This window comes from Achromobacter sp. E1 (assembly GCF_037039475.1).
Taxonomy (GTDB): domain Bacteria; phylum Pseudomonadota; class Gammaproteobacteria; order Burkholderiales; family Burkholderiaceae_B; genus Achromobacter; species Achromobacter mucicolens.
In genome coordinates this window covers 2,079,974-2,099,471 of the sequence record NZ_CP146253.1, presented here as the reverse complement: position 1 = coordinate 2,099,471, position 19,498 = coordinate 2,079,974, and the positions used below count along the sequence as shown (strand labels likewise).

22 protein-coding genes are annotated in these 19,498 nt (G+C 65.6%); all 22 read right to left on the bottom strand.

What is annotated here, in order from left to right:
* Positions 1-1,167, bottom strand: coding sequence for a tail fiber domain-containing protein (locus tag V6V88_RS09575; protein WP_338619042.1), 1,167 nt, complete (start codon positions 1,165-1,167; stop codon positions 1-3).
* Between the two features lie 10 nt (positions 1,168-1,177).
* A complete protein-coding gene (locus tag V6V88_RS09570; RefSeq protein ID WP_338619041.1) occupies positions 1,178-1,651 on the bottom strand; it encodes a hypothetical protein in 474 nt (157 codons plus the stop codon).
* Positions 1,648-1,971, bottom strand: a complete 324-nt coding sequence (locus V6V88_RS09565) for a hypothetical protein (RefSeq protein ID WP_338619040.1) — start codon at positions 1,969-1,971, stop codon at positions 1,648-1,650. The genes V6V88_RS09570 and V6V88_RS09565 overlap by 4 nt, the downstream gene beginning before the upstream one ends.
* Positions 1,972-1,990: 19 nt before the next feature.
* Positions 1,991-2,638, bottom strand: coding sequence for a hypothetical protein (locus V6V88_RS09560; protein WP_338619039.1), 648 nt, complete (start codon positions 2,636-2,638; stop codon positions 1,991-1,993).
* Between the two features lie 286 nt (positions 2,639-2,924).
* Entirely contained in the window at positions 2,925-4,094 is a 1,170-nt protein-coding gene (locus tag V6V88_RS09555) for a hypothetical protein (protein ID WP_338619038.1), read from the bottom strand.
* 2 nt (positions 4,095-4,096) lie between these two features.
* Positions 4,097-5,752, bottom strand: a complete 1,656-nt coding sequence (locus tag V6V88_RS09550; protein WP_338619037.1) for a hypothetical protein — start codon at positions 5,750-5,752, stop codon at positions 4,097-4,099.
* Positions 5,749-6,084, bottom strand: a complete 336-nt coding sequence (locus V6V88_RS09545) for a phage holin family protein (protein WP_338619036.1) — start codon at positions 6,082-6,084, stop codon at positions 5,749-5,751. The genes V6V88_RS09550 and V6V88_RS09545 overlap by 4 nt, the downstream gene beginning before the upstream one ends.
* Before the next feature lies 1 nt (position 6,085).
* Positions 6,086-6,436, bottom strand: a complete 351-nt coding sequence (locus V6V88_RS09540; RefSeq protein ID WP_338619034.1) for a putative holin — start codon at positions 6,434-6,436, stop codon at positions 6,086-6,088.
* A 30-nt stretch (positions 6,437-6,466) separates the two neighbouring features.
* Positions 6,467-6,886, bottom strand: a complete 420-nt coding sequence (locus tag V6V88_RS09535; RefSeq protein WP_338619032.1) for a hypothetical protein — start codon at positions 6,884-6,886, stop codon at positions 6,467-6,469.
* Positions 6,883-9,063: a pyocin knob domain-containing protein gene (locus V6V88_RS09530; protein ID WP_338619030.1), complete on the bottom strand. Its 2,181-nt coding sequence runs from the start codon at positions 9,061-9,063 to the stop codon at positions 6,883-6,885. The genes V6V88_RS09535 and V6V88_RS09530 overlap by 4 nt, the downstream gene beginning before the upstream one ends.
* A 1-nt stretch (position 9,064) precedes the next feature.
* Positions 9,065-9,529, bottom strand: a complete 465-nt coding sequence (locus tag V6V88_RS09525) for a hypothetical protein (protein ID WP_338619027.1) — start codon at positions 9,527-9,529, stop codon at positions 9,065-9,067.
* 12 nt (positions 9,530-9,541) lie between these two features.
* Positions 9,542-9,967: a hypothetical protein gene (locus tag V6V88_RS09520; protein ID WP_338619023.1), complete on the bottom strand. Its 426-nt coding sequence runs from the start codon at positions 9,965-9,967 to the stop codon at positions 9,542-9,544.
* Positions 9,954-10,343, bottom strand: coding sequence for a hypothetical protein (locus V6V88_RS09515; RefSeq protein ID WP_338619022.1), 390 nt, complete (start codon positions 10,341-10,343; stop codon positions 9,954-9,956). Before V6V88_RS09515 ends, V6V88_RS09520 begins: the two co-directional genes overlap by 14 nt.
* A gap of 3 nt (positions 10,344-10,346) precedes the next feature.
* Entirely contained in the window at positions 10,347-10,988 is a 642-nt protein-coding gene (locus V6V88_RS09510; protein WP_338619021.1) for a DUF6682 family protein, read from the bottom strand.
* The gene (locus V6V88_RS09505; RefSeq protein ID WP_338619020.1) at positions 10,985-11,635 is read right to left on the bottom strand and encodes a hypothetical protein; all 651 of its coding nucleotides are present in this window, start codon (positions 11,633-11,635) and stop codon (positions 10,985-10,987) included. Before V6V88_RS09505 ends, V6V88_RS09510 begins: the two co-directional genes overlap by 4 nt.
* Positions 11,635-12,060 (bottom strand): hypothetical protein, encoded by a 426-nt coding sequence (locus V6V88_RS09500; protein ID WP_338619018.1) that lies wholly within the window; start codon positions 12,058-12,060, stop codon positions 11,635-11,637. The genes V6V88_RS09505 and V6V88_RS09500 overlap by 1 nt, the downstream gene beginning before the upstream one ends.
* Before the next feature lie 85 nt (positions 12,061-12,145).
* Positions 12,146-12,565, bottom strand: coding sequence for a hypothetical protein (locus V6V88_RS09495; RefSeq protein WP_313619550.1), 420 nt, complete (start codon positions 12,563-12,565; stop codon positions 12,146-12,148).
* A gap of 53 nt (positions 12,566-12,618) precedes the next feature.
* On the bottom strand, positions 12,619-13,917 hold the full coding sequence (locus V6V88_RS09490) for a DUF4043 family protein (RefSeq protein WP_338619015.1): 1,299 nt from the start codon (positions 13,915-13,917) through the stop codon (positions 12,619-12,621).
* A gap of 21 nt (positions 13,918-13,938) precedes the next feature.
* On the bottom strand, positions 13,939-14,988 hold the full coding sequence (locus V6V88_RS09485) for a hypothetical protein (protein ID WP_338619012.1): 1,050 nt from the start codon (positions 14,986-14,988) through the stop codon (positions 13,939-13,941).
* Between the two features lie 119 nt (positions 14,989-15,107).
* Positions 15,108-17,384 (bottom strand): hypothetical protein, encoded by a 2,277-nt coding sequence (locus V6V88_RS09480; protein WP_338619009.1) that lies wholly within the window; start codon positions 17,382-17,384, stop codon positions 15,108-15,110.
* Positions 17,381-18,787 carry a terminase family protein gene (locus V6V88_RS09475; RefSeq protein WP_338619007.1) on the bottom strand — a complete coding sequence of 469 codons (1,407 nt, stop codon included), beginning with the start codon at positions 18,785-18,787 and terminating at the stop codon, positions 17,381-17,383. Before V6V88_RS09475 ends, V6V88_RS09480 begins: the two co-directional genes overlap by 4 nt.
* Complete coding sequence (locus tag V6V88_RS09470; protein ID WP_338619005.1) at positions 18,787-19,437, bottom strand: terminase small subunit; 651 nt, start codon at positions 19,435-19,437, stop codon at positions 18,787-18,789. The genes V6V88_RS09475 and V6V88_RS09470 overlap by 1 nt, the downstream gene beginning before the upstream one ends.
* Between the last annotated feature and the right edge of the window lie 61 nt (positions 19,438-19,498).

The following is a 19,498-nucleotide window of genomic DNA, read 5'->3' as shown; positions in this document are numbered from 1 at the left end:
TCAGATGCGCTCCAGTCCAATCAAGCCGCCGGAGAGATCCCCGGCGAGCGAGGGCGCGAACTCAGCCAGGCCTGCCCCTTCCCCCTCATTCGCGCGTTTGTTCCCGCGCCGCTCCAGTCGCTCCACTTTCTTGGCCAGAGCACGGATCGCGGCGTGGTGCTTGCCGCTGACGCTGATCATGTCCAGGCCCACGCCGGCGGGAGCAACCTCGTCGCCGAAGGCAGCCTGCATGTCTTCGGCATAGGGACCGACATGACGGCCCCCATCGGCGACTCCGTCTTGGTACTTCCAGCTTTCCACGGGCACGCTGGTCAGGCCGGCCAGGGCTTCTTCGTCATCGACGGGCGCGCCGTCCTCCTTCAGTTCCTTGGACGAATACATCATGGCTCCCGCCATGATTCCGGTGCCGATCAACGACCCTAGGCCGGCCTGGCTGGCGGAGTTGGCTTGCTGCTGCATCTGCATTTGGCTCAGCCCCAGGTTCCCCATGGCGCCGTATGCTCCGCTGGCTGTGCCGAGCAGGCCCTGCGCAGTGCCCGCCGCGTTGCCTTGGGCGGACTGCGCGCCCATGACGCCCGTGGCAGAGTTCCCCGCCTGCAGCGCCGCCTGCGAGGCGGCGATCCCGGTCCCCGTCTGATTTCGGCCAAAGCGCGCGGCGTTCTCACGCAGGCTCATGCCCAGCAGCTTGGTGTCATTGCGTTCCTTCGTCACCGCCCCTGCCGTCGCTAAGGCCCGGGCGTTTGCCTGGTCGGTCATCGCCGTGTTACCCAGGCTGCTGGTGGGCGACACGCCCATGCGCGCCATCTCGCGGGATGTCTGCTCCTGCGCGTTGTCGAACTGCCGGCCAACGGTGGCCGCGGCCAAACCTTCGCGGCGCGCCACCTCCTCCGGGCTGTCATAGTTCATGGCCTCTTCGGCCATCTTGTTCTCGATAGGCTGGAAGACGTCCTTGTACTGCTGCCATTGGTCGTCGCCGCGCTCAGCGTTCTTCGTCGCTTCGCCCAGCGCGTTGTTCATCAGACCCTGGTAGATGGGCGCAAACTGGTCCGTCAGGTCCTTGTTCCATTCGAAGTTGCGTTCCGCCAGGTCCTGCGCGCGCATCCCGATCTGCGCGTTCGCCTCCTGTGCCCGACCGACGGCCGGATCCTGCTTCACTTCTGTCGACATGCAGCCCATGTCAGTCTCCCCGTGCGGCCCGCTCGGCCTCAAGGTTGGTCAAGTACTCGCCCCAGGGCTCGGTCAGTTGCCGCAGCTCCAAGCCCACGTCCCGCGCCCACTGAGGCCCGCCCAGCAGGAGCGCGCTGTGCGTGACCAGGTCCATGTACGCGCCGCGCAATACGTAGGCGATCCGCTTGGGTGCGGTGCCATCGGCGCGCTCCAGCTCGGTCGAAATGCGCCAGTTGGTGCTGGCGTTCGCCAAAATGGAATTGAGCGTGTCGAAGTTGGCCCGGTAAAAGGGGTTGCGCGGCAGCAGCACCAGCGCAGCGAACATGCCATCGTTGATGGCGTCGTCAGCCAACACCCGGTCGCGGTCGATCAGGTCATCCCACAGGTGGGCCACCTGGAAGGCCAGACGCAGGAAGTCCACGGCGGCCTGGTTGCCACGCATCCAGCGCAGAGCCAGGGCTGGGTCAAAAAAAGGCGCGCTCATTGGCGCGCCTTCTTGGTCTTGGTGCTGGCCGCGGCCTTGAGCCCGGCGGCCGTCGTTCGCCGGGGCCGCGCGGGCGCCGGCGCGCGCTGGTAGGCGGGGTCGATGATTGCGGACCCGCCGCCGTCCACCGGCTGGCCCTGGCCAGCGCCTGCCTGCGCATCCAGCGGAGCCGCATCCGCCGCGTCCGCCGCCGCGTGCCGCTCGGCTTGGACGGCTTGGTGCAGGATCTGGGCCAAGCTCATGACCAAACCCATGGCAAGCTCCTGCGTCAGCCGATTGCCGACGTTGGAGAAAATGACGCTCTCGATTTCCTTATTCATGGATTGCTTCCGATGGTGGTTAGAGGATGCCCGCGACGTCGATGATCGACACTTCCACGCTGGGCGCGTATGAGACAAAGGCGTTGGCGTAAACCGGCGCCCATCCGATAAATGGCGTGGACCATTCCGCGAAGCTTGCCCAGAAGCCATTTGCGGTCGGGGCGAGCGTTTCCATCACTAGGTAGGAAATCCAGCCGCCGCCCACGTAGGGCTGGCAGTTGAACCCCTGTCGGATATAGGACTGGTTGTAGGCGTACTTGCCCGATACCAGGCCGCTGTAGGTCCAGCCGTCCTGAAATGCCAGTCGGTAGGCCTCGTAGTAGGCCGGGATGGTCACGCTACCGATGATGTCCAGCGGGCGCTGGGCCGCCGTAAAAATCTGCGCTCCCGACTCGTTGAAAGCGTCCAGATAGCTGGGCTCCACCGGCCGATCAAACACGTAGTACTCGCACGGGTTGCGGAAGGACAGCTGCAGTTGACCGTTCACCAGGTTCGCCAACCTGAGATATCCGGGGTTGGCCAGCGGCCGAATGAACACCACCGGGTCGATGGCCGGGACAGTCACGTCTGTGTTTGCGACGCCGGCGTGGCGCAGAAACATATTGATCGAGGAGCTATCGACAATCAGCTCGCTCGCGCCCGACATCACCTGAAAGCCCGTACCCATTACCTGACCCCGTAGACAACTTTGACCGAGACGCGATCGCCCGGCATTCCAGAAACAAAGCGCCAGCGGATGGTTGTTCCCTCTCTGAAGATCGCCGGGGCGTTGCTGTGCGACGGCGAGCCCAGCGGAAACGACGCGACCCACGGTATCCCGTCTGCCAGCTCAGGGAAGTTCAATGCCCCGTCCGAGGTGCCCGTGAAGAACGAGCCCCGCTGACGCGCGATCTTGCTTGTGTACGAGGTAAGGACCGCCCCGTTGGGGCCGTACGTTTCCACTCCCGCAGGCACTACCAGATCCCCAGGCGCACGCGCAGAACGTTGGCCGCATCGAATACGAGCAACAGGTTGTCGCGGATCTCAAGACGGGCGCCGCTGACCGCCGTGCGCAGCAGCCCGATGGTCGCGGTGATGGCGGACAAGGACGTCACGCTCAGCTTGTCCGCTGTGATGGATCCGCCAGCGATACGGGCCGCGTTCAAGACGCCGGCGGTGATCTTTTCGGCGCTCAGGTTGGCGATCTTGGCATTGGTGATAGCCGCGTCTTGGATGTTGGCCGTCTTGACGTAAGCGTCGGTGATGACGGCCAGGCGCGCCGACAGCGAGGCGACCGTCAGACGATCTGCGTTCAGGCTGTTCACCGCGATGCGATCGCCGCTCATCTCCCCGAATGTCACTTTGGCCGCGGACAGGGACGCCACCTTGGCGTCCGTGATGGCGGCGTTGCCCAGCTGGAGCGTGCTGATCGAGCCATTGGCGACGTACAGGTTGCGGATATAGATGCCCGGCGGAACCGGCACGCCGTTGATTTCCGTGGGCTCATGGATTTCGTACAGCAGCGCCTTGGGGTCGCCGGCCGCGGCCAGGACGTCGATCAAGTAGGCCGGGTCCATCGACACGGCGCCGGCGGTACCGCCAGCGGAATTGAATGGCCCGATCTTCCCACCGACCGACACGAACCGGATCCAGTAGTAGTACGTCGTAGCAGCGTCCGTGCCCACCGGATCGGCATACACCCATCCCGTCGTCTGTCCCACGCTGAGCGCTTGGGCCTGGTTGTCCGTGGTCCCCCGGAAGATTTCGGCATAGCCAAAGTAGGCGAAATTCGGCTTGTCCCACTCCAGCACCACGGCGCCGAGCGCCGGCGTCACTGTGAAGCCGGTGGGCGCCGGCGGAATTCCGTCAACCGCTGGCGGCATGCTGGGTTGGAACGCGCCGCCAGGGTTCGTGATGAGGATAGGTTTGCCGTCGGCGCCCCGCATCGAAACGATGCCGTTCTCGACCAAGTCGCCCCAGGTAACGGCGCGGTCAACGGCCTGGCCGCCTTTGCCGAAGCGCGTGGCGAGCGTCATCCTCATCTGCTCGAGCGCGCGTGTGGCCGCCGGGTTGCCGGGCAGCTGGGCAGCCTCGATCGCCGGCAGGTCCGTGTAGCGCAGGCCGGATCGTGGAGAAGTTGCCATGCTCAGACCGCCGTGACGTTGCCCAAGGTCGACGCCACCGTGACCTCTGTGATTGCCGCCGTGCCCTCGACCGTGAACTCGTAGCTGCGCGCGCGGTAGTTCCCCCGCAGCCGGAACGGGCGGCCGCTTTGCACGACGTGCTCGACAACCACCTCGCGCGCACCGCCGACGGCCTCGATCACGGCACGTAGCCGGAATGTCACGGGATACGCCGCGGCCACGACCTGCGCAGCCCCGATGTTTTGGGCCCGCTCGAGCAAGTACTTTTTGCTGACGCAGCGCATGGCCAGCGGGAGCGCGCCGCCGCCCCATTTGTGCACGCCGCCGGCGGGTAGCGCCAGGAACAGTTCGTCGCGCCGGCCGTCCGAATACGACGCTGTAGCGTACACGTCAGTGCGCGTCATGGACATGGCGCCGCGCGTCAGGTCGAAGATCAGGCCGCCCCGGGCGGCGCCGGTGTCGTACCAGCAAAACAGCCGGTTGTCGTGGACGTTGGCGTGCATGGATTCGGGTCGGTAGGCTTGCCATTGCTCGCGCGTCAGCAGCTCCTCCGTGACCAGGCCGATGCCGCCCGTCTGATCGACCATGACCAAGCCGTCCGGCGAGGCATACACCACGCCGCCCTTGAATGCTCGAATCGAACGCTTGGCGACGCACGGCTGGTTGCCATCCAGGCGCACCGGCGTCAGCGTGACCGGGTCCGCCTGTGTGGCCAGGTAGGTGTCGCCCTTGGTGCAAACCACCGTGGCCTGCCCCATGATGGCCCCGCCAACAATCTCGTCCGCCACGGGCGAGTAGTACGGCCAGCCGAAGGGCTTGAACAGTTCCGAGCGGTAAACCCGCTTGCCGGAAAACCCGATCATGAACCCAGCAGGATGGTCCATCAGGCCGAAAAGGTCGGCGGGTGGCGGCACCAGCGCGCGCTCCGGCAAAGCCTCGCCGAGCATCGTGAAGTCCACCTTGTCGCTGAACGTCACGGCGCCCGCGGGGATCTCTTTCCAGAACCGCAGGATCGCGGTACCGGTCGCATCCGTGGTGGAAAGGTAGAGCCGCTTGTGCGTGATGTTGTATTCGCCCGCCGGCGGCCCCTCCAGGTTGATGACGTTGAGGGTGTCATCCGTGGCGGCGTCAAACGGGTCGCTCACTTCGTTGGGCGGCCCTTCCTCGCCCCAAGCTGAGACGAAGGTGTACGCCATGAGACACGACTGCCGCTCCAGGTTCTCTGGCGGGTTGGGCTGCTCGGCGACGGTCACCGTGGCGCGCGACGTCGGCGCCGGGATTCCAAGGCGATACCAGGCGGACGGCATCAGGTTGTTCGTGGTCGCCATCGTGGAGTCCGTCACCCGGGGCGGCTGGCCAGCTTCGGTGAAGTAGGTGCGTTCTTGCGCGTCGTCGGGGATCGCGCCACGAGCCACGTCGGTGTCGTTGGTCCAGTGAAACCAGTAGCGCGCATCGTCATCGAGCGAGCGCCCGAAGCGATAAATCGCGCGCTTGGTGCCCACCTTGGCAAGGTCGGCCACCTTGACCGGCACCATGTACGGAACGAGCGAGCCGCGCTGCAGGTTGGCATTCAGCGCATCCTGGCTGGCGCCAGCAGGCAGGAGGTGCGGCTCGACGCGCGGCAGCATGCCGGTGAACGCCTTGATCGCTTCCCTCATCGCCACTGCGCCCGTGCTGGCTTGCCGATGGCGGCGACGTTGCCCCGAGCCCGAAACACCAGGATCGCCAGCAGCACCGCAATGCCCAGTTGCCAGAGCGTGACGCCGCCAGCCCATGCGCCAAGCTGACCCTGGCGAATGAGCACGTCCAGGCCCTGCCCGCCCGTGAAGACCGCCAACAGGTAGGCGATCGCGGACATGCCCGGGCGATACCGCGCACCTTTTCGCCGGTAACAGATCAGCCGGCCGGCCGTGCCAAGATTCACCGCAACAAAAAGAAAGGCCACCAGATGGTGGCCCGTCATGCCGAGTGCGATTGTGGACGTGTGCATATCAGCCTCCCCGTTTCCAAAGCACAGAGATGTCGAACGTCTTGATCCGTTCGATAGCCGTAACAGCGATGGTCACCGCCACTGCCGCAGCGACAAAGCCGGTAATCACGGTTTCGTTCACGCCCGTGACTCGGCTAAGCTCCCCGGCGCCGAAGTAGCCCAGCAGCCAGGAAACCAGGCCGTAGCCGAGGCGGCGGACCAGCCCGAGTTCGCGGCTGTGCATCATGAACACCGCCGCGCCCGCGAACGCCCCGATCAGCGCGCCGCTATCGATGCCGGGCAACAGCGCCGCGAACAGAACGCCGGACGCCGTGGCCACTGCGGCACCGACAGTGCTGGTAGGTTCAGCCATTTTTTCTCCTCTTTGTGCGGATCGACGGGATCAGCCGCCGACCTGGCCAGCTTCGATGAACATGGAATCGACCTGTTCGGAGGACAGGCCGTGATGCGCCGCGGCGGCAAGCGTTGCATCGCCGCTCCGCAAAACCGTTGGCGCCATTTCCCAGGCGAGCCTGCGAGGATCATCCGCCGCCATTGCAGAGAAAAATGCGGTCGTCGCGTCGAGCAGGTTGTACCGGGCCAGCACCACGCAGCATTGGTACTTCGTTACCGATTCCGGCACGAGAGGCGGCGCAGGTCTGCCGGGCTCGTGCGCGTCGAGCACAGCCCGTACCCGGTCCCTGTAGTCTTCGGACACGTATTCCGAAAAGCGCAAAGAGCCGTCGTCTTCTCCCCATGAGACGCCCTCAGTGAGGCCAGCGGCTTGCAGCTCGAAGAAAAAGGTGGGGCCAATTTTTTTCATGTGAGAGCCAGTGCAGAAACGTCGTGGTAGAACGTCACGGGGTTAGCCGCAGCGCTCGTGAACCCGTATGGAGCGAAGTTGTAGTACCCATCGGAGTTAGCGGTGTAAGCAGTAGATGTCACGCTGGCCTGCTGCGCACCAGCCGCACTGGCCAGGGTGTAGCCTTGGCCGCCAGAGATGGCCGTGCCGTTGACCGTCATGACCATGTACCCACCGCCGCCCCCCGCCACGCCGGGTCGAACGATGCCTGTCGCGTGCATCTGCAGGCTGTCACCCGCCCACATCAAGGTGTAAAGGCCCGGCTGCAATTTCACGTAGGTCGTCGAGGCCGTCGTGTTATTTGTCGCCGCCTCGACCATCGCAGTCAAACGGCGATTGAACCAGGACAGCACGTACTTCCCGTTGGGCGTATTCTGGAACTGCGCGGATGGGGTCGTGATGAGATAGCCCACCAGCGTGTATGCCGGGTTGCCCGTGCGGATCTCCACCCCGTCGGTATGCTTGCTGTGGGGGTTCGAGGCAGCAGGCAAGAGGTCAATCGCAATCCCGCCCGAACCGTCGTCCTTGGCGTAAGCGTAATACTGGGTGCTTGCTGCAAGGCCAGTAGCCGGGACGAGAATGCCTGCTGCCGGGATTCGGTACTGCCTGCCGTTGATGACAAGCCCATTCCCGTCGACAGGGATCAGAACGCAATTCGTCGCGCTTGAATAACCGAAACGGCACTGGCCGTGGTCCTTAGCAGCGAACAGCGGCCAATACGCCGTGCCGGTCCACGTGTACCAGCCCTCGCCGTCCACATAGCAGTCGCCGCAGTCCGCGGTCGGCAGATCGGACGCAAGCTGTACAGGCGAGATCAGCTTCCAGTTGGACCACGTCGTGGCATTTCCGGCGCGGCGGTACTCAATAGGGCGTCGGCCGGTGCTGGGCACGACGATGCAAGTCTGCACCATGTAGGCCGCCGTCATGACGATGGTCGACAGGCTTCCACCGGACTTAACGGGCACGGGAGGGAAGTTGCTTCCCATCGCAGCAGACGCGCTCCACGTCCACCACGTGTTGTCCGCCGTCAGCGTGTCGGCGTCAGTCGCAGCTGTGAGGGCGATTTTGGTCATTGCCTCGCTGGCGCGCGCCACCTCCCGCCACGGTCCCCAGGTGCCGGTGACTTTGTTGGAGCACGAACGCCAGTAGCGGCGGCCCCCAAAGCCCACAGGCGATCCGCCTTCGACGCCGTAGACGGTGTACTCCTGCCACAGCAGGTTTGCAGCCGACACGCCTTCGGCGCAATGGACTTCCAGCAGACCGGCGAAGGGCGCCGGGTAACTGGTGCCGGCCACAGCGCCTGCGGTCGCGTTCTGCGCGTACACGCCGGCGGTGCGAATGTCGTCCAGGCTGTGAGCGGTGATGGGCAGCAGAATCGCCGAGGGTGCCTGCTCAGCCGGCAGCCGGCCGCTGGTCAGGGTGGCGACCCGTTCCCAGGCGGACCACGTGCCGCCAACCAGCGAGCGGAAAAACTGCTGGTTGGAGTTGCTGGCGATGTAGACCTGGTTCGCGCCCGTGGCGGTTGTGCCGCCCGGATACCCAGCGGAATAGACCATCAGCACGCCGGACTGACCAATCGGAAAGTTGGTGCCCCCGCCGGCGATGCCTGACGACGTGACGATCCAGATGCCGCGCTGCGTGTAGGTGTTCAGGTCCTGAGACGCCGCCATGACGCCCTGGAACACCAAACCCGTGGTGTGGTCGATGCTTTCTTTCCACGCCGACCAGGCGGTCGCGCCGGTCTTGACTCGCCAAAATTCCTGGTAGGGAGCCGTGCGCGTGCTGAACCGCTGCAGCGTGGCGGACCCAAACGTCTCCACATCTAGGAACCCGGTCACGTTGGCGATCGGGTAATTGGCGGCCAGCGTGGCGGCCGAGGCCGTACCCTGGTAGAACGGCCCAGGAGTGACATAGGTGTTCAAGTCGTGCGCATCGGTCGGCAGCAGGGTCGCCGTCACGATCGGCGCCTGCGACAGCGGCAGGCGGCCGTCGGCAGCCAGGCCCGCGTACCCCTCGGCCTTTCCCCTTCCATCGAGCACGCCCTGAATGGCGGTGCGAAGCGCGACGAAGTTGTCATCTACCTCCCCGTCCGTGAGTAGGCGTGGAAGGTCGCGGCGAAGCGTGAGGTCAATGGCCATGTCAGCCTCGCTGATGCCGCAGGGTCCAGTTGACCGTGAACACGTCTTCTGGATCCTTCGTCTTGAGCCCGAACACCGTGCGATTCGTCATGAGGCCGGCGGCGGCGCCATTGAACAGTCCAGCCTCGCGCCAGTCACCTGTCGCAACGCCGGCGGGGAAGACCGCCGAGTACACTCGCTGCGCGCCAGTGCCGGCAACCGTAACCGGGCGCCTGGCGCCGGCGAATTCCGCGCCGAGCGCGGTATCGGTGCCTGCTGCCGGCGCGGCCGAGGTGCCGGCGGACATATGCGAAATCGGATTCACGACCTCGCCTGCGCAGCGTGCCGCGATATAGCCCAGGCCGCCGTCCACCCAGATGTTGTCCACCACGAAGCGGTCAACTTCCCCGGTCTTGCCGCGATAGGCGATGATCTCCAGACGGCCGGAGGCCCCAGCCGCACTTTTCAAAGGCGCCTGATCTTTCATGGTGCTTGAGTCCTAAAACGAGGTGAGTTCTTCGCCGACGTACGTGTTTTCGACGTAGTTGGTTGCGTAGCTCTGCTTGAAAATGGAGCCGCCGTCGGTATTCGCACTGGCGTCACGAAGGGGCTGAGAGGCGCGCCAGTTCAGCGCGTCGCCGGCCAGAGAAAGATCGCGCAGCGCGAGCTGGGTCAGCGTAGCGATGAGGTCGGAAGCCGCGGCCATGTCCATCACCGGGCTGGTTCGAATGAGAGTCAACGCATCCAGCGCAGAAGCGACGTCTGAATACAAGGGATTCAGCCCGCGAGCATCCAGAATCGCCTGGACCTGGACGATCACCCATTGCGGGAGCGCCGCGATGCTCGCCGCCTCAGCGCGCGCGGTCGGCCGCACAATCTCCTGCTCGAGGCGCACGCCGCCGGACCTGTTGTTAGAACTGCTCACGGACCTGGAACTTCAGGATGCCGAAGGCCGTTTGGCTTCGCCCGTCTTGGAAGGTCGTTTCCACCTCAGCCTCGAACTCGCCGGCAGTGTCCAGCGCTGTCGCGTCCCACTGCATGACAACGCGCCCGCCCCGGCCTGGCTGGTCGTATGGCGGCCTGTAGTCGATTTCCTGCGTCTCCGGGTCCTGGTAACCGGCGATGGGGCGGGCCGGCATCGTCGCCTTGATCGCATCGCCGCCCACTTCCCGGAACAAGACGCGGACGGTGGTGCCGGCATCGGCGACGTTGATGGGAAGACCGGTACGCTCGTCCGTGAGCGACAGAATCAGGTCGGGCGCGGTGTCGCCCTGCACCAGGCGAATTTTGGTCGTGGCCATGCTCTATTTCTGCTCGTTGGGGCTGGTCATTGCCTTCGCGGTAACGTCGCCGGTCAGGGTGGAGTGGCACGCGGCCAGGTGCTGCGCCGCGCGCTGGTGGAAAGCGGGCACGGTGTCGGCCTCCTTCAGGAAGGCCCGGTACAGGACGTAATCCACGAGCGCCGGGGCGTATTCGCCTTCCGGCGCCAGGTCCTGATTGCCCATGTCCTTGGTCACGGCCGCGGGCAGCTTGGCGTACGACAGTTCGATGACCACGCCGGCGCGCGCGGGCGGGTACACCTCAAACTGGCCCGGGCTGCGTTCGTCGTAAAGGAAGTGGCGGATCTCTTGGGCCGGAGCCAGGCTGCGCCAATTGGGCCGCACGCGGCCAAGCGCGCCCGCGTCTGCCACCGTCACCGCTCGCTGCCGCTTGGCGGATATGTTTCGCGGCACGTCGAACAACAGCCGGGCGCCGCCCGGCAATTTCTGCCGCGCACCCTCGGCGCAGGTGAAGTCCTCAGACGCCTCGAAGATATCGGGGCGCAGCCTGTACGCCTCTAGGCGGGCGTCGCTCAGCCACTTCGGCAGCTCGTCGTCCTCCCAATACACGGCGTCGGCGTCCTGCAAGATCGTCCGCGCGCGGTCCAGCACATCGGCCACTTTCATCGGAATTCGTCTCCACCCGTGCGCATGCGCCGCTTGGCAAACCCGCGGGCACCCTCATCCGCCAGGACGCTGCATACCTGATCGAAGGCGGTCAGATAGGCGGCCGCCCGGCCCGGATCTGCATACCCGGCCTTGTGCTGGTGCAGGCGCGCCAGCGCTCCGCTTGCCAGTTGCTCGGCGTAGCGGTTGAGCAGCACGTCGGGCAATTCGCGCGAGGTGCGCGTGGGTGCATACGCAACTTCCAGGCGCAGCGCTCGCGGCGCCTTGACCGACAGCGCCGGCACCAGCTGGACGAAGCCGGGTAGGCGGCAATAGAAGCGGCTCACCTCAGCCGTCGTACCAACCTGGCGCCAGGCCCATCCCGCCGGGAACATTTCCTCGAGTTCGGGCCGGGTCGCCGGGTCAATCTGGCCCTCGGGCAGCCAGGCGCCGGTGACATCGACGATCTGCGTGTCCGCCTCGGGCGGATCCAGCTCGTATTCGGTCGTGCCCGGAACCAGCGTCAGCGGGTCCAGAAAGGCGCGCAGCAAGCGCGTGCGTGTGCAGAATTCGACGGAAGCATCCAGGATGGCATCTTCAACCGCCGGCGCCGGCGCGCCTTCCACCAGCGGCAGCACGAACCGCTCGAAGTCTGCGAGGGCAGCCATTAGGTGGGCTCACCCGCCGCGCGGGAGTTGGCCAGGCTGACGATCTGCTGGATCATTTCGTCCTTCTTCAGGGCGCCGTCCAGCTGATGGTTGAATTGCCCCAGGGCGAACGTCTGGAGGTCTTCCTTTTTCATGCCCTGCAGGTTCGGCATATTGAACGGCGGGACCTGGCTTTGCTCGGCCGACCGCGGGGTGCCGGCGTGTTGCTGGGTCGTGAGCACCAGGCCGACGCTGGCCGGGTTGTCTTCCGCCTCGTCCCAGGCTTCGCGCCAGACGTCCTTGTAGGGCGTCAGCTTGATGGCGATCAGCGGCGGCACAAAGTGAATCTGCCCGCGCTCCCACACCAGACCGGTGCCCGCCACCGTGTCTTTCTTCTGAGCCTTCGACCCGATGTACATGATCGGGATCGGATTGTCCTGTTCCATGGGGAACTCCAAAAAGATGGGGCCAGACGGTCACCCGCCCGGCCCCGAACGCCGCTTGGTGCGGCGAGACAGCCCCGAAATGGGCTTAGGCGACGCCGACCATCTGACCGTTGACCACGGCCGTCAGCTGCGGCGTGCCGGTGACTGCCGCACCGCTGATCGTCGCGACCAACTTGACCGGGCGCTTGAACAGGATGGGATGTGCCTTGGAGTCCACATTGCCCGCCGTGGCGATGTCGGCGCCCGCGAGCCAGGCGTCCGGATCGGCGAGCGGGCCGTCAGAGGCGTCGTAGGGCTCGAAGCCCAGATCCACCTTGACGCCCGCGCCGGCAGCGTCGGCAACCAAGCGCAGCGCGGTCACAACGACGCCAGCGGGGATGACGCCCAGGTAAACCTTGTCGCCCACGGCTGCGGCGTTGCGATAGCCGTAGGTTTCCACCCAGGCATTGCCGAAGGCCTGCGTGTGCAGAGGCTTCGCGTTGTAGTCGGGAGAGTAGCGATCCATGAATTTCTCCAGTTCCACCGGAGCAGGCGGCCTTCCCGGCCGCCCGCAACCGATCAGGTGTTGAGGTTGACGACGGTGTCGAGCACCATCACGCCGTGGTCCGTCGGGATCTTGTTGCCGCGCGCGTCGGGAACGGAGAAGCGCAGCTTGGCCTTGCCGCACATGACTTCACCCGCCACTTCGAGGTTGCGCTCGAAGTTGTAGCGGTTCTCCATCCAGTTGGCGTAGGTGTCGGAGCCCTGGTTCTTGCCGTAGACGTGGGCAAGCGCCTGCGCGCCCAGCAGCATGCCGCGATCGACGCTGTAGCCCGGCTGGAGGGCCGGGATCGTGACGGAGGCCTCGGCGGCCGTGGCCTGGCCGGCCTGGGTGCAGTACTGGACCGTATCGCCCGGATTCAGGCGGATGGCACGGTCCATCTTGCGCACCAGGATGTTGTGCCAGATGCCGGCCTCGCCCGTGAACAGGGGGTGCTTCTTGGGGCCGGTGAACGACGACGCACGGTTCCAGGCATTCTGGAGGAACGTGCGCCATTGCAGGCTGTTGGCAGCGGTGTTGGTCAGGATGCTCTGCCACATGCGGTTCGTGACCAGCAACAGGTACAGCGGCTCGTCATCGGCAGCTGCGTCGCCCGCGATCTTGATCGGCTGGAGCTTGAACTCCATGTCGTCGATGATCGCGCCCAGGTGGTCCAGGTGCTCCAGCTTGAACGTATCCGTGGTGTCGATCGAGCCCAGGCCCTGGCCGCCCTGCACCAGCGACGTGCCATCGGCCACCCAGTGACGGTTGTAGGTCGGCGCCTTGACGGGGTTGATCATGATTTCGCTGAAATCGGGATCGCTCGCCATGGGCACCACCCAGTCCGTGCCCACTTGCGAACCGCGCGTGCCCGCCAGGTGCACGATCGTGGACTGGTCGTTGAAGCGGCGGAACCAGCCCTGCAGGTTCGCCATCGCCAGGCCGCGCAGGTTGTGCACCGTACGCTGCTGGGTCATCTTGCCGCCGGCGTCGACCACCTTCGTGGCCAGGTCGATGCGGATGTCCATGCTGGACATGTCCAGGCGCTCGCCTTTGCCCTCGGCCTGCTTGTCGCCCATGATCGGCTTGCCGCCGGTCTGGTTGATGAGGTCGACGCTCACCTGATCGCCCTGCGACTTCGTCAGGTCGGTCACGCGGACCAGGGGCATATCCGGGCTGGTCTGGCCTTTCAGCTTCGCCTCGGCGGCCGACTGCTTCGGCGCCGCGCCGGTCAGGTTGTTCATCAGCGAGGGCTGACGTTGGGTGTTGGCAAACAGCGCCGCGCCGAAAACCTTGCGCGCGAGCGGCGAGCCAACGGGAACAGTAGTTTGGGACATATTGCCTCCAGTTCGTGGGATTTACGAAGAGAGGCGCGCCAGCTGCGCTTCGATTTCGTCCGGCGACAGATTCATGAAGTGGTCCGTCAGGGCGCTGCCCGACAAGGCCGTCATGGCGTCGGTCGCGGACGCGGCGGCCGGCTGGCCGCCCGGGATATCGGAAAGCGTGGAAGGCCCCGATGCTTCGGCGGTCGCTTTCGCGACGGCGCTCGCAACGCGTGCGGCTTGATCGGCTGGCTGCTGCGCCGGGGCGGCCTTGGCCTGGCCGGGCAGCTCGATCGCACCGTTCTCGGCTTCGTACATACGGAGCGCCGCATCGAACCGCTCGGAGAGCGGCTTGTCCTTCCATGTCGGCTTGGCGCGCAGCATGGTGTCGATGGCGGCGACTTCGTTGAACTCGGCCGGGGCGGTAGCACGGAGGTGGGCAAGCTTGGGAATGGACAGGATGGTGTCCTCGACGGACACCAGCGCTTGCACCTGCAGCTCACGCCGCGCGGTTTCGGCTTCCTCGGCGGCGGGCCGGCCGGCGTCCACCTGGTCGCTCAGGCGCTTGGCCAGGGCGATCAGGTTGTCCATCCGGTTGGCGACGTCGGGAGCTTCTTCGCGCAGCTGTTCCAACAGCTGCTCGTCGACGATCTCATTCAGATCGAGCGACTTGGTCGCCTTGCCCTGTTCGGCGGCCGCCTGGTCCAGTTCCAGCTTCGCGGTCAGATCCCGCACCATCTGCTCAGCGCGGATAGCGCGCTCGCGCTCCTGCTGCAGCACCTGGTACGGAATGACGTGCTTGCCGTCCTTCGCCTGCACGACGGCGTCACCCTGCTGCGGCGCGGCGGCGGCCTCATGTTGCGTCCCGTCCTCACCGGTGCCGGGCGCTGCACCGCTGGTATCGCCCTGGGGTTTGCCGCCAGCATTCGCCGCGGCGTCATCGTCGGACGTCGTCGTGCCGGCGTCTGCGGTGGCTTCCTGCCCACCTACGAGCGCCGCCAGCGCGTCTTCCGACAAGCTGAGGGGGTCGCGCAAGACCGCATCGAGGTTATCGATGGGATTGTCCGTCGTGTTTTCCGTGCTCATGTCTTCCTGCTCCTAGTTCTCGGATAGGTCCGTGGGTTGAAACGAAAAAGCCCCCGGCGATTGCTCGGCGGGGGCCTGTGGTTGCCCGTGTCCCTGGGCGGGGAATTCGTATCGGTGCGCTATGCGGCCGTGGGCTGGCGAGAGCCCAGCCGTGCCAGGACCTGGTCGACCTCATCGGTCAGCTGCTGGAACCGCTCCTGCATCTGTGCGCCGCCCGTCTGGGCCTCGGCGCGGATGCGGGCGCGCTCCGTTTCGGCTTCTTCGTGCATGGCGGTCTGCTGCAGGCGGGTCTGCCATTCGGACGTGCGATCGGCCAGCTGCTGTCGCAGCGCCTGCATTTCGCTTTCGTAGCGCGCCAGCGCGCCGTCCACCTGGCCCACCGTGTCGGCGTCGCCTGCGGCACCCGCTTCCCGGCGGATGCGCTCGGCCTCGGCCAGCAGCTTTTCGGCGCGGGCCTGCCGCTCGGCGATCTTGGATTGCGCGTCCTGCATTGCCGCCTCGGCTTGAGCGTTCGCGGCCTGGGCGGCCTGCTCCTGGGCGGCTTGGGCCTCCGGCGAGTTCGGGTCGGCCTGGATGCCCAGTTGCGCGCGAAGGAATGCCGCCATTTCCTTGCGCTTGCCGAAGTCGGACATTTCGAGGGCGAAGGGAATCAGCAGCGCCTGCATGTTCGGCGGCATGGATTTCAGGATTTCGGAGAACGCGGCGAACTGCTGAGCGCGGTAAGTGGGCGTGCTCGGCACGTCGGACAGCGCCACCTTGACCGGCGCCGTCTGCACATCGTTCTCCTTGTAGGCCTCGCCCGTCACGGGATCCTTGCGAGGAATGTTCACCACCACCTTGCGTTTGACCGTCCCGTTGTCCACCAGGATTTCGGCCTGGCTGGTCATGTCCTCTTTGATCAGGTCCAGCAACGCGTTACCCACGCCGCGCCGGGCCACCCGGTAGTTATCGTTGATCTTGGCCAGCGTGGTGACACCCTGCTCTACCAGCGACTGGATGGCCAGCCCGGAGCTGGCGTTGGACTGCTGGCCCATCATGGCCGCGTACACGCCGGCAGCCTCCTGGATCGCTTGCTTGCGCTCCTGCATGATCTGGAACTGCTGCTGGGACAACTCGAAGTTGCTTTCGACCTTGATGTTGCCCTTGGCCGCCCTTGGATTCGTGACGATGAAGGCGTCCGCCCGGCCTAGCTCGCGGTTGGCGTCGCTCATCGTGTTGTACTTTTCGTCCAGCGCGTCGGAGTCGATGAACGTACGCCGGCTGTTGAGCAGCCACATCATGCGAGCGGCGCGGGCGTTGACCTCGTCCTGGGGCGACAGCATCGCCCGGATGATCCCGTAGGGCACACCCGTCAGGTCCTCCCGGTAGCCGAAGAAAGGGATGTACGGAAACCTGCGGCGGTTGGTGCCCCGGTCCAGCACGCGGATCGGTCCGATGTGAAAGGCGCAGCGGATCTTGTCGTAGACGGCCAGCTTGGGCTGAACGGCGCCCGACGCAACCAGCGCGCGATGCACCTGGTTCTGCTCGTTGAACTCCAGCGTGCGGCCGCCGGGCAGCGCCAGCACCAGGCCGCGCACCCAGACTCGGTACCAGACCTCAAAGCACGTCACCACGCGGCGCTCGACATCGCGCCAGTCCAGGTCGTCCCAGGTTGTGCGCGTGCCCTGCCCGAGGGAATTGAAGAAGTCCGCGGACATACGGGCTTCGTTCGTCAGGTGATCCGTCCAGTCCCGCCAGTTGGACGCTGCCAGGATCATTTCCCGGTGCTCAGGAAAGAACGCGGCGATGTGGTCGGCGTCGTACCGCTTCTTGCGCACCACGTACCGCGCGTCGCTCCAGTCCAGACTACGGCTGCGCCAGTCCCAATAAATCTCCGACCGCGGCACGCTCGTCACGCGGTACGGGTAGTTGAATGGGTTGCTGTTGCGCGAGACTTCCACGACTCCAAAGCCGGCCTTGATCTGGCTGGCGTACGCGTCAGACGTGGCCGTATCCGCCTGGGCTTCGCGTTCCGTCTCGTGCATCTTGGCCGAAAGCGCCTCGGCGACGTCCTGGTACCGGTCATCGTCGGCGCCTACGCGCCAGTCGGTCCTGGTCTTGGCCTCCATGCCCAGCACGGCGTTCACGGTGGGCTGGATGAGATTGGTGACCAACGGGCCCAGGCCCTTCTCGTCCAGGCGCGCCAACGTCTCGGCGTCCAGCTGGTTGCCGTCGTAGTAGTCGCAGGCCTTGTCCGCCTCGCGGCGCCAGCTGGGCTGATCGCGAATCTCGTCCAGCCAGCGTTCAAGCTGGGACACGGACAGCGCGCCGGGCTCGGCCGGCGCCTGATCGCGGGCGTGCGCGGTCGCGCCGTCGCTGCCATCGAGGAGGCGAAAGCCGGTAACGGAAGTGTTCATGCGCGCCAGGATTCCCGGTGTCGTTTGAAGTTTGAGGGCACGTTGTTGACTGCGAAGCGCAGGGACATCACGCCATAGCGCGATGCGGATATGACGTCGTCGTCGATCTTGACGATGGCGCCGTCCTTGCGGTGATAGGTGCGGTACTCGGAAAGCCACAGCTCCAGGTGCGAAAACACCTTGAACCGGCCGGTCATCATTCGGTCCAACATGATCTGGATGCCGGCTTCCACGCCGTTCGAACCATCCTCGAACTGTGCGCGCTCGGGCAGCATCGCCACTTCCTGCGCCAGGTAGGCATCCCGCATCGGAATGCCGGTGTCCTTCTGCGCCTGTAGGGCATCATGCGGCCATGCAACCGGGATCCACTTGCCGCGCGCCTTGATGGCGCTGGCGTGCACGGACACCGGCTGCTTTCTCTCGGCGTAGACGTCGTAGACGTAGACGATATCGGCGTCCAGGTTGTGGGCCAGCCAAGCGCCGGCCGTCGGGTGGTCCCAGCCAAGATCCAGGCCGCAGATGCGCGGCCAGCTGTCTGGGATGTTGAACGGCGGCACCACGATGCTGGATTCCGGCACCGGGAACACCGCGCCCGAACCCAGCACCGGCTTGCCGTAGGCGCGGGCTTCGCGTTCGTGGTCCGGGTAGCTGGCCAGAATCGCGTCGGCCTGCTCGCGGGTGTAGTGCTCGGCATCGTAGATGCCCATGAACACCACGACCGTGCCGATGTGCTTGTCGATCAGGAACCGCTTGACGGTCGCGGACATGCCCATCAGGGGCGTGAAAGTCATGTATACCGGGCCCAACGTCGTGTTGGTTCGGGTGATGGCCTCCATGTAGATGTCGTGCGGCGGCTCCTCGTCCAGCCATACGAAATCGAGCGTTTCCGCCTGGAACTTCGCACGGCCCTGCTCGTAGTTCCGAAAGCCCAGCACGCTCTCGCCGGCCTGGACATCGCCGCCACCGCCATGGCGCACCACGATCATGGACACCGCGCCAGGCACGCCGGCGAGCGGCGCCACTTCCTTGATGGCGTCGGCCGGGATGGCGCCGGTGCCGCGATCGCTCTCGACACCAGGCCGGCCCAGCAACAGGCGCTGCATACCGTCCCGCGTCAGTGCCGCAGACACCGAGGCCGCCCAACCCGCCGTGGGCTTCTGGAAAACCTTGCCTTCCCACCAGTCCGGGTAGCGCCCGGTCAGATGCATGGCCGTCTCGTAGGCGCCCGAATAGGTCTTGCCCAGCTGGTTGCCGGCGGAAAAAAGGCGCTCGCGGTATGCGGCGCCCTGTGCGTGGAACTCCCTTTGCTTGGCGTATGGCCGGTAGTACTTGAGCCGGTTGCGCTTGGCGCGCCAGGCACGCTCCTGCAGTGCCCGGGCCAACATCACGCGCGGATTGGACATCAGTGCATCGTGGGTCCCGAGCCGGCCGCGCGCAGCTGGGCGAGAACCTTTTCCACCGGAACGCCTTCGGCCTGGGCGATTTCCTGGGCAGCTTGCGCGATCGCGGCATCCAGCTCGGCGTCGGACTTCTTGTCCAAGTCGCCCACGCGCAGCTCCTTGCGCTCCACGAACATGCCCAGGTGACGCCCGATCAGCTCCAGGTTGGGCGTCTTGGGCGCCAGCTTGAGCGTGAAGTTGCCGTTGCGGTCCCAGGACCAGCCGATCACGCAGCGCCGCACCTGCTCCGGCAGCAGCTTCAAGTCACGCGGGCTGGTGATGTCGCGCACTTCGCCAGTGGTCGGATCCGTAACCACCAGGTCGGCCGGGTCGTAGAAGCCCATCGCCACCCATTCCTCGAGCACGCGTTTGGCGGTGACCTCCAGCTGTGCCGAAAGCTTGTCGCGCATGGCCTGCACCGCCGCGGCGACGTTAGCCTGGGCTAGCAGGCGGGATGCGCCACTGACGGCCGCCGCACCACGCGCCGCGTAAACGGCCTCGTACGCCTTTGTCTGGTTCGTGAAGCCACCAGCGGCGAACTCCTCCACGAAGCGCCGCTGCTGCGGCGACAACGCGCTATCCACGGACACCACACGGCGGGCAGCGGTCGACAAGGCGCGTTTCGTGCGCGCAGGCGTCTTCCGCGCCGGCTTGGGCGCTGGGGATTTTTTGGAG

What these genes read in the sequence shown, in the direction of transcription:
- V6V88_RS09575 (WP_338619042.1), bottom strand. Translation starts at nt 1,167, where the DNA reads ATGTCGACAGAAGTGAAGCAGGATCCGGCCGTCGGTCGGGCACAGGAG.
- V6V88_RS09570 (WP_338619041.1), bottom strand. Translation starts at nt 1,651, where the DNA reads ATGAGCGCGCCTTTTTTTGACCCAGCCCTGGCTCTGCGCTGGATGCGT.
- V6V88_RS09565 (WP_338619040.1), bottom strand. Translation starts at nt 1,971, where the DNA reads ATGAATAAGGAAATCGAGAGCGTCATTTTCTCCAACGTCGGCAATCGG.
- V6V88_RS09560 (WP_338619039.1), bottom strand. Translation starts at nt 2,638, where the DNA reads ATGGGTACGGGCTTTCAGGTGATGTCGGGCGCGAGCGAGCTGATTGTC.
- V6V88_RS09555 (WP_338619038.1), bottom strand. Translation starts at nt 4,094, where the DNA reads ATGGCAACTTCTCCACGATCCGGCCTGCGCTACACGGACCTGCCGGCG.
- V6V88_RS09550 (WP_338619037.1), bottom strand. Translation starts at nt 5,752, where the DNA reads ATGAGGGAAGCGATCAAGGCGTTCACCGGCATGCTGCCGCGCGTCGAG.
- V6V88_RS09545 (WP_338619036.1), bottom strand. Translation starts at nt 6,084, where the DNA reads ATGCACACGTCCACAATCGCACTCGGCATGACGGGCCACCATCTGGTG.
- V6V88_RS09540 (WP_338619034.1), bottom strand. Translation starts at nt 6,436, where the DNA reads ATGGCTGAACCTACCAGCACTGTCGGTGCCGCAGTGGCCACGGCGTCC.
- V6V88_RS09535 (WP_338619032.1), bottom strand. Translation starts at nt 6,886, where the DNA reads ATGAAAAAAATTGGCCCCACCTTTTTCTTCGAGCTGCAAGCCGCTGGC.
- V6V88_RS09530 (WP_338619030.1), bottom strand. Translation starts at nt 9,063, where the DNA reads ATGGCCATTGACCTCACGCTTCGCCGCGACCTTCCACGCCTACTCACG.
- V6V88_RS09525 (WP_338619027.1), bottom strand. Translation starts at nt 9,529, where the DNA reads ATGAAAGATCAGGCGCCTTTGAAAAGTGCGGCTGGGGCCTCCGGCCGT.
- V6V88_RS09515 (WP_338619022.1), bottom strand. Translation starts at nt 10,343, where the DNA reads ATGGCCACGACCAAAATTCGCCTGGTGCAGGGCGACACCGCGCCCGAC.
- V6V88_RS09510 (WP_338619021.1), bottom strand. Translation starts at nt 10,988, where the DNA reads ATGAAAGTGGCCGATGTGCTGGACCGCGCGCGGACGATCTTGCAGGAC.
- V6V88_RS09505 (WP_338619020.1), bottom strand. Translation starts at nt 11,635, where the DNA reads ATGGCTGCCCTCGCAGACTTCGAGCGGTTCGTGCTGCCGCTGGTGGAA.
- V6V88_RS09500 (WP_338619018.1), bottom strand. Translation starts at nt 12,060, where the DNA reads ATGGAACAGGACAATCCGATCCCGATCATGTACATCGGGTCGAAGGCT.
- V6V88_RS09495 (WP_313619550.1), bottom strand. Translation starts at nt 12,565, where the DNA reads ATGGATCGCTACTCTCCCGACTACAACGCGAAGCCTCTGCACACGCAG.
- V6V88_RS09490 (WP_338619015.1), bottom strand. Translation starts at nt 13,917, where the DNA reads ATGTCCCAAACTACTGTTCCCGTTGGCTCGCCGCTCGCGCGCAAGGTT.
- V6V88_RS09485 (WP_338619012.1), bottom strand. Translation starts at nt 14,988, where the DNA reads ATGAGCACGGAAAACACGACGGACAATCCCATCGATAACCTCGATGCG.
- V6V88_RS09480 (WP_338619009.1), bottom strand. Translation starts at nt 17,384, where the DNA reads ATGAACACTTCCGTTACCGGCTTTCGCCTCCTCGATGGCAGCGACGGC.
- V6V88_RS09475 (WP_338619007.1), bottom strand. Translation starts at nt 18,787, where the DNA reads ATGTCCAATCCGCGCGTGATGTTGGCCCGGGCACTGCAGGAGCGTGCC.